Annotated in this window: 14 protein-coding genes and 1 riboswitch; of the genes, 5 read left to right on the top strand and 9 right to left on the bottom strand. The window is 74.3% G+C overall.

Annotated features, from left to right (window positions below):
- Positions 1-32 precede the first annotated feature (32 nt).
- Complete coding sequence (locus tag SM573_RS23565) at positions 33-539, top strand: hypothetical protein (protein WP_474610742.1); 507 nt, start codon at positions 33-35, stop codon at positions 537-539.
- Between the two features lie 90 nt (positions 540-629).
- On the opposite strand, the gene SM573_RS23560 is transcribed toward SM573_RS23565, so the two are convergent.
- Positions 630-1550, bottom strand: coding sequence for a thioredoxin family protein (locus SM573_RS23560; RefSeq protein ID WP_474617083.1), 921 nt, complete (start codon positions 1548-1550; stop codon positions 630-632).
- Positions 1551-1803: 253 nt separating this feature from the next.
- Between SM573_RS23560 and SM573_RS23555 the strand changes: the two genes are divergently transcribed.
- On the top strand, positions 1804-2994 hold the full coding sequence (locus tag SM573_RS23555) for an MFS transporter (protein WP_474617082.1): 1191 nt from the start codon (positions 1804-1806) through the stop codon (positions 2992-2994).
- Between the two features lie 55 nt (positions 2995-3049).
- On the opposite strand, the gene eccCb is transcribed toward SM573_RS23555, so the two are convergent.
- Genes eccCb through SM573_RS23520 form a run of 7 tightly spaced genes read right to left on the bottom strand, consistent with a single transcriptional unit; the run spans position 3050 to position 13003 of the window.
- A complete protein-coding gene (gene eccCb, locus SM573_RS23550; RefSeq protein WP_474617081.1) occupies positions 3050-7369 on the bottom strand; it encodes a type VII secretion protein EccCb in 4320 nt (1439 codons plus the stop codon).
- Between the two features lie 2 nt (positions 7370-7371).
- Complete coding sequence (locus tag SM573_RS23545) at positions 7372-7815, bottom strand: hypothetical protein (RefSeq protein ID WP_474610738.1); 444 nt, start codon at positions 7813-7815, stop codon at positions 7372-7374.
- A 30-nt stretch (positions 7816-7845) separates the two neighbouring features.
- Entirely contained in the window at positions 7846-8535 is a 690-nt protein-coding gene (locus SM573_RS23540) for an ABC transporter ATP-binding protein (RefSeq protein ID WP_474617080.1), read from the bottom strand.
- Positions 8532-9533 (bottom strand): ABC transporter ATP-binding protein, encoded by a 1002-nt coding sequence (locus SM573_RS23535; RefSeq protein WP_474617079.1) that lies wholly within the window; start codon positions 9531-9533, stop codon positions 8532-8534. Before SM573_RS23535 ends, SM573_RS23540 begins: the two co-directional genes overlap by 4 nt.
- Positions 9530-10408: an ABC transporter permease gene (locus SM573_RS23530; RefSeq protein ID WP_474610735.1), complete on the bottom strand. Its 879-nt coding sequence runs from the start codon at positions 10406-10408 to the stop codon at positions 9530-9532. The genes SM573_RS23535 and SM573_RS23530 overlap by 4 nt, the downstream gene beginning before the upstream one ends.
- Positions 10401-11408 carry an ABC transporter permease gene (locus SM573_RS23525; protein ID WP_474617078.1) on the bottom strand — a complete coding sequence of 336 codons (1008 nt, stop codon included), beginning with the start codon at positions 11406-11408 and terminating at the stop codon, positions 10401-10403. Before SM573_RS23525 ends, SM573_RS23530 begins: the two co-directional genes overlap by 8 nt.
- A complete protein-coding gene (locus SM573_RS23520) occupies positions 11405-13003 on the bottom strand; it encodes an ABC transporter substrate-binding protein (protein ID WP_474617077.1) in 1599 nt (532 codons plus the stop codon). Before SM573_RS23520 ends, SM573_RS23525 begins: the two co-directional genes overlap by 4 nt.
- A gap of 245 nt (positions 13004-13248) precedes the next feature.
- Positions 13249-13432, top strand: a riboswitch (cobalamin riboswitch).
- Positions 13433-13461: 29 nt separating this feature from the next.
- Between SM573_RS23520 and SM573_RS23515 the strand changes: the two genes are divergently transcribed.
- From SM573_RS23515 to SM573_RS23505, 3 genes are all read left to right on the top strand, one after another.
- Complete coding sequence (locus SM573_RS23515; protein WP_474617076.1) at positions 13462-14478, top strand: ABC transporter substrate-binding protein; 1017 nt, start codon at positions 13462-13464, stop codon at positions 14476-14478.
- Positions 14479-14555: 77 nt separating this feature from the next.
- Positions 14556-15539 (top strand): FecCD family ABC transporter permease, encoded by a 984-nt coding sequence (locus SM573_RS23510; RefSeq protein ID WP_474610731.1) that lies wholly within the window; start codon positions 14556-14558, stop codon positions 15537-15539.
- Complete coding sequence (locus SM573_RS23505; RefSeq protein ID WP_474610730.1) at positions 15539-16306, top strand: ABC transporter ATP-binding protein; 768 nt, start codon at positions 15539-15541, stop codon at positions 16304-16306. Before SM573_RS23510 ends, SM573_RS23505 begins: the two co-directional genes overlap by 1 nt.
- A gap of 51 nt (positions 16307-16357) precedes the next feature.
- On the opposite strand, the gene SM573_RS23500 is transcribed toward SM573_RS23505, so the two are convergent.
- On the bottom strand, positions 16358-17353 hold the full coding sequence (locus tag SM573_RS23500) for a ribonucleotide-diphosphate reductase subunit beta (protein WP_474610977.1): 996 nt from the start codon (positions 17351-17353) through the stop codon (positions 16358-16360).
- Between the last annotated feature and the right edge of the window lie 26 nt (positions 17354-17379).

Genomic DNA, 17379 nt, shown 5'->3' with positions numbered 1-17379 from the left:
CCGGTCCCGGTACGACGCTCCACTGTGGGATCATGGCGGCGATGTGCGCGATCTTCGCGCCGGAGCATCTGGAGGACTGTGTGCGCGGACTGACGCGACGACTGGCCATCTCGATCCTCTCCGCGACTGTCGCCGCGGTGACGCTCGCCTCGCCGGCACAGGCCGCGGCGAACCCGTTCACCGGGGCGCAGGCGTGCAACAACGACTTCGGTGGCTCGTGGGCGTACGCCAGTGACGGCCACCGGTCGATCACCGCGCCCGACGGCACCAGGGTGGGCGACGTCTACCTGCTGTACAACAGCGCCACGGCGTACAACTGCGTCGTCACCCTCAAGCGGGTGTCCGTCGGGTCGACGACCGGCGTCTCCGCGGGGATCCGGGTGGAGGGCGGGTCCTGGGCCTACGACCCGGGGAACTACAAGTACTACGCCGCGATCCAGCGCTCGGCCCGCGACAAGTGCGTGATGTACAGCGGCGAGGTCCTCTACGGCACCAGCTGGCAGGGTGCCGGCCGGTCCAGCTGGGGCAACTGCGGCTGAGCGGCCCCCGGCCCGTCGTACCGATCGCGTGCCCCCGGTCCCGTCCGGACCGGGGGCACGCGCCGTCTCCCCGCCCGCGACCGGTTCCACCTAGGGGCCGAAGGTGAAGACGTACGCCCGGAAGCCGGGTTGGCCGCTGACGACGCTGAGCAGGTGGTCGTCGCGCGACGCGCCGGCCACGAGCCGGACCATGGCCGCCCGGTCGACGTGCACCACGCCGTCCGGGTCGACGTCGGCGCCGCCCGCCTCGCCGACGGGCCGCCCGTCGAGCAGCACCCGCACCTCGGCCCGCCCCGACGGCCCCGGGTGGACCACGAGGTTCACCTCGCCGGCGTTGAAGGGCAGGGCGATCTCGCCGGTGCCGCCCGCGAGCTCGACGTGGTCCCCGCTGTCGCGCCAGCCGCCGGTGAGGGTGAAGGCGCCCGGCACCCGCCGGTCCACGCCGAGGTACGTCTCCTCGGTCACCCCGGCGTACGACGGCGGCTCGTTCGCGCTGAACGCCGTCACCTCGGGCGTCACCGGGGGCAGGGCGGCCTCGGGCACCCGGGCGGCGAGCAGCTGCCGGATCATCGCCTCCGTACGGTCGTAGTCGCCCTCCCCGATCCACCGCTGGACGAGCGCGCCGTCCGCGTCGAAGAGGTACCGTGCCGGCCACGCGATGTTGCCGAGCGCATCCCAGACCGTGAAGTCGTTGTCGAGCGCGATCGGGTGGGTCAGCCGGTGGTCGCGGATGCCCTGGTCGATGTTCTCGGCGTACCGGCCGAACTCGAACTCGGGCGCGTGCAGGCCGATGACCGTGAGCCCCCGGTCGGTGTAGTCGCGGTGCCAGGCCCGGACGTAGGGCGAGGTGCGGATCCAGTTGACGCAGGTGTACTCCCACACGTCGACCAGGACCACCCTGCCGCGCAGCTCCCCGGGGGCCAGGGGCGGGGAGTTCACCCACCGCTGGACCCGGAACTCCGGGAGCCGCACGGTCATGTCGTCCATCCACGGCACCGCCGACTTCGACATGGGACTCCCCATCCTCGTGGTCACCGGAAGATGCCGGGGGCCGGGCGACCGGACGCGGTCCGGCGCGGCGAGCGCGAGCCACGGCGTCGGGCGGGCGGCATCCGGCGGGCGACCGTCCGGAGGCTCTGCGGCACGTCAGGCCCAGCCTAGCGACGGCCTCCGGGCCGGGGAGCCGGATCGCGGACATCCCGGTCGGCGCGGCCCGCGCACCGGGACGGAAGCGTGGCCCGGGGCACATCGGGTACCCACGGGGATGAGTGTCGTCGCGCGGGGGCGCATCTCGCCCGGAGCATCCCTGGTCCTGCTCGCCTCGATCCTCGTGTCGTTCCTGGCCGCCTCGTCGGCCCCGACCCCGTTGTACGGCATCTACCAGGAACGCTGGCACTTCTCGCCGATCGTCACCACCGTGGTGTTCGCCGTCTACGCCCTCGCGGTGCTGGCGTCGCTGCTCACGTTCGGCAAGCTCTCCGACCACGTCGGGCGGCGGCCGGTCCTGCTCGTCGCGATCGCGGTCCAGATGGTCGCGCTGGTCATCTTCGTCGTCGCCAACGGGGTGCCGACGCTGCTGGCCGCCCGCGTCGTCCAGGGGCTCGCCGCCGGCGCGGCCACCGGCACCATCGGCGCCGGCATGCTCGACATCAGCCGCGCCCGTGGCACGCTCGCCAACTCCCTGGCCCCGGGCATCGGCACCGGCACCGGCGCGCTGCTCTCCGCGCTGCTCATCCACTTCCTGCCCGCGCCCACCCGTCTCGTCTACCTCGTCCTGCTCGGCGTCCTCCTGCTCCAGGGCATCGGGGTCCTGCTGATGCCGGAGACGGTCACCCCGATGAGCGGTGCGCGGCGGAGCCTCCGGCCGGACGTCACGCTGCCCCGCGAGGTACGCGGGCCGACGCTGCTCGTGGTGCCGGTGGTCTTCGCGGTCTGGGCACTGGCCGGCTTCTTCGGCGCGCTCGGACCGGCGCTCGTACGCACCTTCATGAACACCTCGATCGTCATCGCCGGCCTGGTCCTGTTCGTCTTCGCCGTCTTCGGGTCGCTGGCCGTCCTGCTGCTGCGCAACGCCCCCGCGCGAACCGTGATGCTCACCGGCATCATCGCCCTCATCCTCGGGATGATCACCACACTGGTGTCCGTCATGGCCGAGTCCGTCCCCGGCTTCTTCGTCGGGCTCGCGCTCGGCGGCATCGGGTTCGGCGGCGGCTTCCAGGGCAGCCTCAAGACCGTCCTGCCGCTCGTGGAGCCACACCAACGCGCCAGCGTGCTCTCCGTGCTCTACATCGTCTGCTACGTCGGTTTCGGCGTGCCCACCGTCATCGCCGGGTTCCTCGTCGTCTACGGCGGTGGTCTACCGCGCACGGCCGACGAGTACTCGGTGGCCGTCATCCTGCTCGCCCTGGTCGCGCTCCTCGGGCTGCGCCGGGCCACGAAGTCGGCACCCGCCTGACCCGCCCGCCCCGCCGGGTGGCGAGCCGGTCACCGGCGACTGTCGACGGCGCGGGTCAGGGCTGCGACCAGGCGGTCTGGACGACGGTCGGATCCTCCCGGCGGCGCACCAGGATGCCCCGGCCGGGCGGCATCGGGCGTGCGCGCTGCCCGCCGAGGAGCACGCCCTCCTCGCGGCTGCCGGACATCAGCAGGCCCGGCGCCTCCAGCTCGCGCAGGCGTTGCAGGACGGGCTCGTAGAGCGCGCGGGAGGCGCCGCCGGCACGGCGGGCGACGATCAGGTGCAGCCCGATGTCGCGTGCCTGCGGCAACAGGTCCAGGAGCACGCCGAGCGGGTTGTTGCCGGCGGAGGAGACCAGGTCGTAGTCGTCGACCAGGAGGTAGAGGTCCGGTCCCTTCCACCAGCTGCGGTTCCGCAGCTGCTCGCGGGTGACGTCCGGGCCCGGCAACCGGTTCACCATCGCCTCGCGTACGGCGCTCAGCCCGTGGGTGAGCGCCGCCTGGGACGGGACGTGGTCGAGCAGGTGGCCGGGGTCGACCGCGTCGAGCAGACTGCGCCGGTAGTCGACGATCATCAGGCGGGCCTGCTCGGGCGTGCGCCGGGCGGCGATCTGCCGGGCGACGAGGCGGAGCAGGTTGCTCTTTCCGCACTCGGAGTCGCCGAACACGATGAGGTGCGGCTCCCGGTGCAGGTCGAGGCTGACGGGAGCCAGCGAGGACTCGTCCACCGCGATCGGTATCCCCGGCGCGGCCGGGTCGGCCAGCGCGTCGAGTTCCACGACCGTCAGCCGGCGTGGCAGCAGGCGTACCCGCGGGGCCGGCGGACCGGGCCAGGCCTCCGCCACCGCCCGCACCAGCTGTGCCGTCGCGCCGGCCAGGTCGTCCACGCCGTGCCCGCCGTCGACGCGCGACAGGGCGGTGAGGAAGTGCCGCTTGTCCGGCGACAGGCCGCGGCCGGGCGAGCGGGGGAGGTTCGCGGCGGCACGGCGGTCGAACTCGGACTCGCTCGGGTCGCCGAGCCGCAGTTCGAGGCGGGTGCCGAACACGTCCCGCAGGGGTGACCGCAGCTCCGCCCAACGGGCGGCGGTGAGCACCACGTGCACGCCGAAGGGCAGGCCGCGCTGGGCGATCTCCGTCACGACCTGGTCGAGCTCCTCGTACTCCTGGCGCAGGGTGTGCCAGCCGTCCACGACGAGGAAGACGTCGCCGAACGGGTCGTCGGCGAACTCGCCGGCGGCACGACGGGCCCGGTAGGCCGCCATGGACGGGACGTCGTGCGCCAGGAAGTGCCGCTCCCGGGCGTCCAGGACGGAGTTCACCTCGGCCACCGTGCGCCGCACCGCCTCGGTGTCGCGGCGGGTGGCGACCCCCGACACGTGCGGCAGCCCGGTGAGGGCCTGCAGCGCCCCGCCGCCGAGGTCGAGGCAGAAGAGCTGGACCTCCCGCGGCGTGTGGGTGAGCGCCAGCGCCGCGGCGACGGCGCGCAGCACTGTCGTCTTCCCGGACAGCGGTGCGCCCACCACGGCGACGTTGCCGTCGCCGCCGCCCAGCTCCAGCCAGAGGGGCTCGCGGGCCTGCCGGAAGGGGACGTCGACGATGCCGACCGGCACGCGCAGCGACCCGGCCCCCCGCTCGGGGGTGAGGCCGCGGGCGGGATGCCGGCGCAGCGGTGGCAGGAGCTCGTCCAGGCTCGGCGGCTCGGCCAGCGGCGGCAGCCAGACCTGGTGCGCGGGGGTCTGCCGGCCGCGCAGCCGTTCGACGACGATCTCCAGGAGGCTGCGGTCGAGCAGCTCCGGGGGCGCCAGGTCGTCCGGGTCGGCGAGCGGGCCGGAGACGTACGAGGCCCGGAAGGCGCGCATCTCCGCGCCGGCCTTCAGGTAGCCGTGCCCCGGTGCGCGCGGCAGTTCGTACGCGTCCGTCACGCCGAGGACGGCCCGGCTCTCCATGGCGGAGAAGGTCCGCAGACCGATCCGGTACGACAGGTGAGCCTCCAGGCCCCGCAGCCGGTCCTCGTCGAGCCGCTGGCTGGCGAGCAGCAGGTGCACCCCGAGGGAACGGCCGACCCGGGCGATCTGCACGAAGGTGTCGATGAAGTCGGGCCGGGCGGTGAGCAGCTCGACGAACTCGTCGCAGACGACCAGCAGGCTGGGCAGCGGTGGCAGCGAATCGTCGGCGTCGCGGGCGCGTTCGTAGGCCCACCGGTGCGGGTGGTTGCCGGCGACGCGCAGCAGGTCCTGACGGCGGTGGAGTTCGCCGCTGAGCGCCTCGGCCAGCCGGTCGACGAGGGCCAGGTCGTCGGCGAGGTTGGTGATCAGCGCGCTCACGTGGGGGAGCCCGGCGAACGGACGGAAGGTCGCCCCGCCCTTGAAGTCGACCAGGACGAGGTTGAGCTGCTCGGTGGTGTGCCGGGCGGCGAGGGCCACCACGATCGTCCGCAACAGCTCGCTCTTGCCCGAGCCGGTGGCGCCGACGAGGAGCCCGTGGGGACCCATGCCCTCCCGCGCCGACTCCTTGAGGTCGAGCAGCACGGGCCGGCCGCGCTCGTCGAGGCCGATGGGCACCTTCAGGTGGTCCACCTCCGGGCCGCTGCGCTGCCCCTGGAACCGCCACAGCGCCGCCCGGTCGCGCACGCCCAGCACGAGCAGCGCCTCGTCCGGCCGGTCCGCGGCGGGTCGGTGGACCGGCGCACCGCCCTCGGACGCCGTCTCCCACGCCTGGGCGATGGTCGACACCATGGCGCCGGTGCCCTCCAGGGCCTCGGCGTCGGCGTCCGTCTCCGGGTCGGCGGCGCTGGGCGCGAGGTCGGGCAGCGCGATCCGGAAGGTGCGCCGACCGTGGATGGCCCAGCCCGGCAGGTTCATCGGCAGGCGACCGGCCTGGTCGGGGTTGACCAGCGACTCGTCCGGCTGGGACAGCCGGGTCTCGATCCGGATCTGCGGCAGCTCCCGCAGCTCCTCCGGGATGACCCGCCAGCTGCGCTCCACGACGACGACGTGGAGCCCGTACCCGAGGCCCTTGTTGGCGAGGTCGACCACGCGCGGGGTGAAGTCCGGCAGCAGGGCGGCGAAGTCCTGCCAGCGGTCGACGATCAGGAACACGTCCGGGCACGGGCCGGTGTTGAGGTCGGCCCGGCGGGCGCGCAGGCTGGTCGGGGATTCCAGCTCGTGCTGGCGGAAGAGCTGCTTGCGGTCGCGTACGTCCTGCTCCAGCCGGTCGAGCAGCTCGCGGACGGCGTCGACCTCGTCGTCGCCGAGCACCGCGTCGACGTGTGGCAGCCGGCGCATCGGGCCGAGCCGGTTGCCGCCCGACTCCAGGCAGTGGATCGCCACCTCGTCGACGGAGTGGGTGAGGGCGAGGCCACCGATGATGGTCCGCAGCAGCGTCGTCTTGCCGGTGCCGGCGCGCCCGACGACGAGCAGGTGCCCGTCGGAGGACGCCAGATCCAGCCAGATCGGCTCGCCGACCGGCTGGTCGAGCCGCTGCACCCGGCCGACCGGGATCTTCAGCAACCCGCGCCGGCGCCACTCGGTGGCCTGCAACTTCACGGTCTCGGCCGGCTCCAGCGGGCCCAGCAGGTCGCCGAGGCGCGGCCCCCGGTGGTCGCGTTGCCGCCGGTGCCGCTGCTGGCCGTCGCGGGACAGGGCGATGTGGATGTCGTCGCTGGCGCTGCCGAAGTGGCACGGCGTCTGCGCCGACCGCTTCGGCAGCTCCAGGTGCACGTACCGCCAGAGGTCGCCCGGGGTGATGCGGCCCTGCCCGGAGATGTCGGCGGCGCCGGTGCTGAGCCCCTGGATGATGGTCTCGGTGAAGGCGGAGCGCTGCCGCGGCTCGGTCGCCGACGCCGGGCGCCCGTCGTCGGCGCGCTCCACCGAGTTCGTCGCGGTGATGACGTAGCGGCCGTAGCCGGTCTTCAGCTCGCCGTCGATGGCCGGGTCGTCGGTCGTCTTCAGACCGTGGCCCTCGAACGCGCCGCTGTAGCAGCAGTCGAGCAGGATGACCGAGCTGGCCGCGTCGCACTCGTCCAGCAGCTCGCGGATGAACGAGGCCGAGATCGCCGTGGAGGAGAGGTGATCCACCTCGGTGTTCGCCACCGCGAGGTGCAACCGCCCGCGCTTGCTGCTGCGGACGCCGTGACCGGAGAAGTAGAGCAGGACGAGGTCCTCCGGCCCGGCCGCCCGCAGCATCGACTCGATCGCGCGCTCGATGGAGCTCTTCGACTCGTTCTCCAGCAGCACCGTCTGGTCGAACGCGCCGACGTCCGCGTCGGCGAGGAGGCTGAGCAGATCGCGGGCCTCCTCGCGCGGCGCGTACAGGTCGGAGAGGGACTCGTCGATGTAACGGTCGTTCGCGATCAGCAGGGCCCGGCGCTGTCCCATTGTCAGCTCCGGGCGGGGGCGCTCCCGCCGTCGCCGGACGTGGCGGGCAGGGCCGTGGTGGTGGGGTCGGTCGCGGCCGCGGGCTGGCCCAGCAGCCGTGCCAGCTGCTCGACGAGCTGCGGGTCGACGCGGGTGGCGCCGGTGAGGACCAGCTCGTTGTCGCCGCTGCGCAGCCGGATCGAGCGGGCCTTGACCCGGTCGGCGTAGGCGATGGCGATCTGGGCGAGCGCCCGCATCGTGGTGGCCGAGAAGAGGCCGCCGACGACGAGCATGCCCAGCTCCCACGCCTGCTGCGACTTACCGGGCGCGTCCGTGGGACGCTGGCCGTGCGCGACCCGCAGACCGCGCACGGCACGCAGGTCGTCGGCGAGCCCGGTGGTGAGCGCGTCCACCCGCTCGGCGGGGAGCGCCGCGGTCGGCTCGATCAGCAGGGTGAGGTCGGACACGGGCACCTCCATCGGCACGGGTGTCTACATTCAACACCACGCGGGCGTGCGGCTCGGACCGCCAGCGAGGTCGACGACCCGGTCGGCCCAGCGGTCCATGAGGGTGCGGTCGTGGGTGACGACGAGGACCCCGGCGTCGTGCTGCCGCTGGTAGTCGCCGATGACGGCGGCCACGTGGGCCTGGGTGGAGGCGTCGAGCATCGCGGTCGCCTCGTCGCAGAGCAGGTAGTCGGGCCGGTGCACGAGGGCGCGCGCCAGGCAGGCCCGTTGCAGCTGCCCGTCGGAGACCGCGTGCGGCCGGCGGGTGAGCAGGTCGGCGGTGAGACCGACGAGGTCGGCCAGTTCGGCCACCCGCTCGTGGACCACGCCCTCGGGCGTCCGGACGGCGCGCAGCGGCTCGGCGACCAGGTCGGCGAGGCTCAGCCGGGGGTCGGCGGCGGCACGGGGGCTCTGGAAGAGGACGGCGACCCGGGTGCGCAGGGCGACCGGTACCGCGTACCGGACCCCGGTGACCTCCGTGCCGTCGACGTTGACCCGACCCCGGTACGGGCGGTGCAGGAGGGCGAGCACCCGGACCAGGGTGGACTTGCCGCAGCCGGAGGGGCCGTGCAGCCCGACCGTCTCGCCCCGGCCGACGCGCAGGGTGGCGCGGTCGAGCACCACCTGACGGCCGTAGGCGACGGTCACCTCGTCGGCGAGCAGGTGCCTCGGGCTGGTCACGTCACGGCTCCCGTGGAGATCGGGTGGTGGCAGGCCACCGTGCCGTCGCCGGCCGGCGCGGGCCGCGGCAGGGTGGCGCAGCGGTCGCTCCGGCGCGGGCAACGGGGCGCGAAGGCGCAGCCGGCGGGCAGGGCGGTGAGCATCGGCGGGTGCCCGGGGACCGGCCGGAAGGCCCGGTCCGGCAGGGCGTCGATCAGCGCCGCCGCGTACGGGTGGGTGGGCGCGGCGAAGAACGGTTCGGCGGCGCGGTGCTCGACGACGCGGCTCGCGTACATGACGGCGACGGTGTCGGCCACCCGGCGTGCCGCGGCCAGGTCGTGCGTGATGAGAACGACGGCGGCGCCGGCGTCGCAGCGGCGGCGCAGGAGGTCGAGGGTGTGGTCGACGAGGGGCCGGTCCAGGCCGGTGGTGGGCTCGTCGGCGATCAGCAGCGGCGGGTCCGGCGCCAGCGCGAGCGCGGTGACCAGCCGCTGGGCCATGCCGCCGGAGAGTTCGTGCGGGTAGCGGTCCAGGTCCGCCGGGTCGAGCCCGACGTCGGAGGCGAGGCGGTCGGCGTCGGCCCGGGGCCGGCCGTGGGCCCGCAGGGTCTCGGCCAGCAGCCGGCGTCCCGTGCGGACCGGGTTCAGCGCGGTGGCCGGGCTCTGCGGCACCAGCCCGAGCCGGCGACCCCGGACGTGCCGGGCGAGGTGACGCTCGCCGCAGGTGACCAGGTCGACCGGCTCGGAGTCCGGGTGGTGCAGCACGGCGTGGCCCGTGACGGCGGCGTTGCGCGGCAGCAGGCCCAGCAGCGCGTGGGCGAGGACGGACTTGCCGCAGCCCGACTCGCCGACGACCGCCACCAGCTCGCCCGCGCGCACGGTGAGGCTGAGGTCGGTGACGGCGTGGACGGTCGCCTCGCGCAGCCGGAACCGGACGCCGAGCCGTTCGACGGCGAGCAGGGGAGGGCGGGTCGCGTCAGTGGGACGGGCCGGTGCGGCGGTGGATTCGGTGGTGGTCACAGCTGCAGCTCCGCTCGTACCCGGGGATCGAGGCGGTCGCGCCAGCGGGCGGCGAGGACCGCGATGGCGAGGGTGACGACGACGATCACGGCGCCCGGCGCGAGGCTGGCCCACCACGCCCCGGTCAGCAGCGACCCCTGCCCGTCGTTGATCATGTTGCCGAGGGAGGCGAGGTGCGGTGGCAACCCCAGGCCGAGGAACGACAGCGCGGTCTCGTGCCACACCGCGTGCGGGATCATGAGGGTGGTGGCCAGCGCCAGCCGGGGGAGCACGTGCGGCAGCAGGTGCCGCACCAGGACCCGCCCCCGGCCGGCGCCGCCGTTGACGGCGGCGTCGATGAACGGCCGGGTCCGCAGGCTCAGCAGCTCGGACCGGACGATGCGGGCGGTGGAGAGCCAGTGGGTGAGCCCCACGGAGGCGATCACCGCGCCGAGGCTGGGCCGCAGCATGGCGACGACGAAGATGCCCAGGAGCAGGTGCGGCAGGGCGGCGATGGTGTCCACGATCCGCATCAGGGCGCGGTCGACCCGGCCGCCGAGCGTGCCGGCCAGCCCGCCGACCACGCCGCCGATGACCGTGGCGACCAGCGCGGCGACCACGCCGACGAGCAGCGAGACGCGCAGGCCGTAGACGGCGCGGTGGGCCACATCCCGGCCGAGGTCGTCGGTGCCGGCGAGGTGGCTCCAGGACGGCGCGAGCCGCGTCCGGTCCAGGGCGACGGCGCTCTGGTCGAGCGGCCACACGACCGGGGCGAGCAGCGCGCCGACGACGGCGACGAGGAGGACGAGGCCGGCCACCACGGCACCGGCCCGGCCGGAGCGCGGCCGGGACCGGAACGGCCGGAGCAGGGGCCGGCGGGCGGCGAGGTCAGCCATCGAGTCGTACCCTCGGGTCGGCGGCGGCGTACGCGAGGTCGGCGGCGAGGTTCGCGGCCAGCACCACCGCGGTGGTGAGCAGCGTGATCGCCGCCAGCAGCGGGAAGTCGCCGCCCAGCGCGGCGGAGACCGTGACCGCGCCGAGGCCCGGCAGGGAGAAGACCGTCTCCACCAGCACCGCCCCGCCGACCAGTTCGGGCAGGTGGGTGCCGACCAGGGTGAGGAACGGCAGCAGCGCGGTGCGCAGCGCGTGCCCGAACAGGACGGTCCGCCCGGGCAGCCCGCGGGCCCGCGCGGCGAGCACGTGGTCGTCGCGCAGGCTGTCGGCCACCGCGTCGCGGACGAACAGCAGGAACCACGGCGCCTGGGACACCGCGAGCACCCCGACCGGCAGGATCAGGTGGTGTGCCACGTCCGACCAGGACGTGCCGGTCGCCGTGACGTCGGTGAGCCCGCCCGCCGGCAGCCACCCGAGCGCCAGCGCGAACACGGCTATCGCCGCGAGGCCGAGCCAGAAGACCGGCATCGACTCGACGGCGTAGGCCGCCGTCCGCAGGGCGCGGTCGAACAGGCCACCCCGGCGGTACGCGGCCAGCGCCCCCAGCAGCAGGCTCGCGACCAGGACCACGGCGAGCGTGACCCCGATCAGCAGCAGCGTCCAGCCGGCCCGCGCGCCGAGCACCGAGGCGACCGGCTCGTGCCGGCTGGTCGACCAGCCCAGGTCGCCCCGGAGCAGGTTGCCGATCCAGCGCAGGTACTGCACCGGCAGCGGGTCGTCGACGCCCCAGTTGGCACGGATCTGCGCGAGGTTCTCCTCGCTGGTGGTGAACGCCGCGGCGCCCGCGTACTGCTTGGCGGGGTCGACGGGCGACGCGGCGCCGAGGGCGAACATCCCGACACTGGTCGCGGCGAGCACCGGCACGGCCACCAGGAGCCGGCGGCGGACCACCGCGCCCGCCCCGGCCAGCCGCCGGCGGCGTGCCGGCGTCGTCGCGGTCACGCGCGCGTCCAGGTGTCGATGTTCCACCAGAGGCTGTTGGCCGCGCCGTGCTCGTGTGGTTCGACCCGGGGGCTCACGCCCCGGACCGAGGACTTCAGCACGTAGGTGTGCCGCAGGTAGGTGAGGAACAGCCACGGGACGTCGGCGGCGAGCTGCTTCTGGAACCGCGCGTACGCGGCCTTGCGGCGCGCGGGATCGGCCTGGTCGCGGCCCTCCTGGAGGGCCTGGTCCACGATCCCGGAGCGGTACGAGCCGGGGTTGAAGTAGCCCTGCCCGGCGAAGCGCGAGCCGAAGAGCTTGTACGACACGAAGTCCGGGTCGTACGGCGTGCCGTAGCCCATGAGCAGGGCGTCGGAGGCCATGCGCTTGTCGATCGCGTCCCAGGTCAGCCCCTCGGGCGTCACCTCGATGCCGACCTTCTTCGCGTCGGCGGTCACGGCCAGGGCCAGGTCCTTGCGCAGCGTGTCGCTCGCCGGGTACATCAGGGTGAACCGGGCCGGGTGGCCGTCCTTGGCGCGCACCCCGTCGCGGCCGGGCGTCCAGCCCGCCGCGTCGAGGATCGCCGCCGCGCCCGCCGGGTCGGCGGTGGGCCGTCCGACGATCGACGGTTCGGCGAACTCGGACGTCGGCGGCACCGGGCCGAACGCCGGGTCGCCGGCGCCGCCGAGGATGCCGGCCACCATCGCGGACCTGTCGACGGCCAGGTTGAGCGCCCGGCGGACCGCCGGGTCGGCGAGGACGGGGTTGCCCATCGGCAGCATCACGCCCCGGTAGTCGGCGGTCGGCACCCGCTCGACCCGGTAGGCGCCGTCCGGCTCGAAGCCGGCGGCGAGCTTCGGCGGCAGCTCCGCCGCGTCGAACTCGCCGGCCCGCATCCGCTGGGCGCGGACGTTGTCGTCCTCGACGAACGCGACCACCACCCGGTCGTTCTTCGGCCGGCCGGCGAAGTAGCGCTCGTTGGCCGTGAGCACCAACCGGTCGCCCGGCGTCCAGGACTCGACGCGGTAGGGGCCGGTCCCGACGGGCTTCCGGTTGAACGCCGCGGTGTTGATGTCCTGCCCGCTCAGGAGCTTGGCCGGCACGATGCCGAGGGTGAGGCGCTGGAGGAACGGCGCGTACGGGTAGCGCAGCCGGAACACGACGGTGCTCGGGTCGGGCGCGGTGACCGACTCCACCATGTCCAGGTCGGACCGGAGCGTCGAGTCGACCTTCGGGTCCAGCACCGCCCGGTAGGTGAAGACGACGTCCTGCGCGGTCACCTCGCCGCCGTCGTGGAACACCACGCCGTCGCGGAGCCGGGCGGTCACCGTGCGGCCGTCCGGCGACACCGTCGGCAGGTCCGCGGCCAGGCCCGCGACGAGCCGGTTGCCGGCGTCCCGGGCGACGAGCCCGTCGAAGATCAGCGAGGCGCCGTCGACGCCGTAGTTGAGGACCGGGTTCAACGTGTCCGGCTCGCCGGCGGTGGCCACCACCAACGTCGCGCGCCCGGCCGTGCCGCCGGGGGCCGTCGGGGCCGAACAGCCGGCCAGGGCGAGCAGACCGGTCGCCGCGGTGATCGCCGCGAGACGCCGGAGAGTCGTACGTGTCCGGATCACGGAAGGGCTCCTCAGGGCGCGGGAGTGGGGGAGGGCGGCACGGGACGCACCGCCGGTCCGTTGGTGATCACGGTGGCACAATTGCCAAGAGTTGGCAATTACCAACATGGTGCATCACGGTGTTCCCGGCCGCCGCTCGACCGCCCGCGTCCGCTCCCGCCGCGGCGCCGGCCCACGCCCGGCCGCCCGGGTTCCGCGAGCGACCGCATGGCGTTCGTCACCGTGACTTTCGCGCCGGCCTGTGGCTAAGGTGTCGCTGCCGTGGTGTTCGGGAAGCCGGTGCGATGCCGGCGCGGCCCTCGCCACTGTGATCGGGAAGTCCGCGGCCCTCGTCGTGCAGAGGTCACTGGGTGGGAAACCGCCCGGGAAGGCCGGCCACGGACGGCACCTCCCGTCAGCCAGGAGACCGGCCACGGCACTGTGACGACCCGTCCACGAGGTGCTGGAAGGCGGTCCCGATGCGCACGCGCGCTCTGCGGCCCACCCTGTCCCGGCGCGTTGCCGCGCCCCTGTCCGTCCTCCTTGTCCTGCTCGCCGGCTGCGCCGCGGGCGGAGAACCCGCCACGGCCCCCGCGGGCCCCACCGCGGGCGTCACGCTGACCAACTGCGGGACCCCGGTCACCGTGGCCGACCCGCCGAAGCGGGCCGTGACCCTCAACCAGCCCGCCACCGAGATCGTGCTGGCGCTCGGCCTGGCCGACCGCATGGCCGGTACGGCCTACCTGGACGACGCCGTCCTGCCCGAGTACGCCGCCGCGTACGCCTCGGTGCCCGTGCTCTCCGACGCCTACCCGTCGAAGGAGAAGCTGCTCGAAACGGAGCCCGACTTCGTCTACGCCTCCTTCGTGAGCGGCTTCGGTGACGAGGGCGTCGGTGACCGGGGCGACCTCGCGGGACTCGGCATCGGCACGTACGTGTCACCGGCGGGCTGCGCGAAGGAGCACCGACCGGCGAAGCTGACGGTCGACGACGTCTTCGGCGAGATCCGGGACATCGGCGCGATCTTCGGGGTGCCGGACCGGGCCGACAGGCTGATCGCCGAACAGCGGTCCCGCGTCGCGGCGGCCGCCGCCGGTGCCGCAGCCGGCCGGGACGCCTCCGTCCTCTGGTGGGACGCCGGCACGGACGCCCCGAGCGTGGGAGCGTGCTGCGGCAGCCCTCACATGATCATGTCAGCGGTCGGCGTCACGAACGCCTTCGCCGACCTCTCCGGCAGCTGGGCCGACGCCAGTTGGGAGGCGGTCGTCGACCGCGCCCCCGACGTCGTCGTCCTGGTCGACGCGAGCTGGGACGCGGCCGCCGCGAAGAAGACCTTCCTCACCGGGCACCCCACCCTCAGGCACCTCCCCGCGGTCGCCGGGCAACGGTTCGTCGTCATCCCCTTCTCGTCCACCGCCGCCGGGATCCGCGCCGTGCTCGGGATCGAGACGCTCGCCGCCGGCGTCGCGGCCGGATCCCCCCGGGTGGACCGCTGACCACCGTCACCGACCGGCGACCCCGGCGCACCATCCGGCCGGTACGCCCGCCCGGCCCGGCCATCCTGCTCGTCGCGTTGCTGGCCGCGCTGATCGCCTCCGTCGGCGCGGCCGTCACCGTCGGCCCGGCCGACATCTCCGTACGGACGGCGTGGACGGTCGTCGCCGACCGCCTCGGCCTGGCGCACGGCGACGTGCCGCTGCTGCGCGAGCACATCGTGTGGCAGCTCCGGCTGCCGAGGGTGCTCGCCGCCGCGCTGGTCGGTGCGGGGCTGGCCGCCGTCGGCGCGGTGATGCAGACCGTCACCCGCAACCCGCTGGCCGACCCGTACCTGCTCGGGGTCTCCTCCGGCGCGTCGCTGGGCGCCGTCGCGGTGCTCGTCGTCGGTGTCGGCGGTGGCGTCGCCACGCTGACCGGGGGCGCCTTCGCCGGCGCGCTCGCCGCGTTCACCGTCGTGGTGCTGGTGGCCGGCCGGCGGGCCGCCCTCAGCCCCACGAGAGTGGTGCTGGCCGGGGTCGCGGTCGCGCAGCTGTGCGCCGCGGCGACCTCGTTCGCCATCATCTGGGTCGCCGACCCGCACGCCACCCAGAGCATCACCTTCTGGCTCTCCGGCTCCCTGGCCCGCGCCGACTGGGCCGCCCTGACGTGGGCCGCACCGGTGCTGGCCGCCGTGCTCACCCTCGCGGCGGTGCACGCCCGCACGCTCAACGCGTTCGCCTTCGGCGACGACGCCGCCGCGGCCCTCGGCGTCCCCGTCGCGCGGGTCCGGTGGCTGCTGCTGGTCGCCACCGCGCTGCTCACCGCGGCGCTGGTCGCGGTCAGCGGCGCGATCGGCTTCGTCGGGCTGATCCTGCCGCACGGGGTGCGGTTCCTCACCGGCGCGGACCACCGGCGGCTGCTGCCCGCCGTGGCCCTCGCGGGCGCGATCTTCCTGGTCTGGGTGGACACCGCGGCGCGGACGGTGTTCGCACCCCGGGAGCTGCCGGTCGGCGTGCTCACCGCGCTGCTCGGCGTGCCCGCCTTCGTGGCGCTCCTGTACCGCGGGGGTGCACGCGGCTGATGCTCACCGTCACCGGCGTGTCGTGGTCCGTCGCGGCCCGGCGGATCCTCGACGAGGTCACCGTCGCCGTGCCGGCCGGCCACCTCGTCGGCCTGCTCGGCCCCAACGGCTGCGGCAAGACCACCCTGCTGCGGGCCGTGGCCCGGCTCACCACACCCGACGCCGGCCGGATCCACGTCGGCGGCGACGACGTCACCGCGCTGCCCCGCAGCGCGCTGGCCCGGCGGGCCGCGCTGCTCGCCCAGCACGCCGACACCGACCTGGACCTCACCGTCCGCGAGGTGGTGCTGCTGGGCCGCACCCCGCACCGCCGGTCACGGTGGTCCGACAGCGCCGCCGACCACGACGCGGTCGCCGACGCGCTGCGCCGGGTCGACCTCGACGGGTACGCCGACCGCCGCTGGCACAGCCTCTCCGGTGGGGAGCGGCAGCGGGCCCAGCTCGCCCGCGCCCTGGCCCAGCAGCCACGGCTGCTGCTGCTCGACGAGCCCACCAACCACCTCGACATCGGCCACCAGCTGCACCTCCTGCACCTGGTGCGCCGGGCCGGGATCACCACCCTCGCCGCCCTGCACGACCTCAACCTCGCCGCCATGTTCTGCGACACGGTGGTCGTCCTGGACGCCGGCCGGGTGGTCGCCGCCGGTCCCCCCGCCGAGGTGCTCGTCCCCCGGCTCCTCGCCGACGTCTACGGTGTCCGCGCCGACGTCGCCACGCACCCCACCACGGGGCGGCCCACCATCACCTTCCACCCGCCCTCGTCGTGACCCGGCACGTGCTTCTGGTGGTCCGCCCCGTCCACGTCCCGGTCGCGACGGTCAGAAGTCGTCGTCGAACGCGACGCTGCCGCTCACCCCCACCTGGTAGGCGGAGACCCGGCGCTCGAAGAAGTTGGACAGCTCCTGCACGTCCTGCAGCTCCATGAAGGCGAACGGATTGGCGGACCCGTACCGGACGCCCACGCCGAGCTGCGCCAGCCGGCGGTCGGCGACGTGCTGGAGGTACTCGCGCATGTCGGCGAGCGTCAGCCCCGGCACGCCCTGACCGAGGAGATCCTCGGCGAACTGCACCTCGCAGTCGACCGCCTCGGCGACCATCTCCCGGACCTGCGCGGCGAGGTCGTCGTCGAAGAGGTCCGGCTCCTCGGCGCGGACCGTGTCGACGACGTCGAAGGCGAACGCCATGTGCATGGACTCGTCGCGGAAGACCCAGTTGGTGCCGGAGGCGAGGCCGTGCAGCAGGCCACGGGAGCGCAGGAAGTAGACGTAGGCGAACGCGCCGTAGAAGAACAACCCCTCGATGCAGGCCGCGAAGCAGATCAGGTTGAGCAGGAACGCCCGCCGGTCCTCCCGGCTCCGCAGCTCGGTGAGGTCGTGCAGGGAGTCGATCCAGCGGAAGCAGAACTCCGCCTTGCGCCGGATCGACGGGATGTTCTCGATGGCGGCGAACGCGGCGGAGCGTTCGACCTCGTCGGGCACGTACGTGTCCAGCAGGTTGAGGTAGAACTGGACGTGCACCGCCTCCTCGAACAGCTGCCGGGACAGGTAGAGCCGTCCCTCCGGGCTGTTGACGTGCTGGTAGAGGTTGAGCACGAGGTTGTTGGCGACGATGGTGTCGCCCGTGGCGAAGAACGCGACGAGGCGGCTCACCAGGTGTCGCTCGGCGGGGGAGAGGCGGTCCAGGTCGGCCAGGTCGGCGTGCAGGTCGACCTCCTCGACCGTCCAGGTGTTGCGGATCGCGTCGCGGAACCGGTCGAAGAAGTGCGGGTAGCGCATCGGGCGCAGGGTGAGGTCCATCCCGGGGTCGAGCAGCATGGGCGTGTTCTCCGTCGTGGTGTCGG

Source organism: Micromonospora xinjiangensis (genome assembly GCF_056150165.1).
Note: the sequence above shows the minus strand (reverse complement) of the source record. Positions and strands in the feature narration are given on the sequence as shown.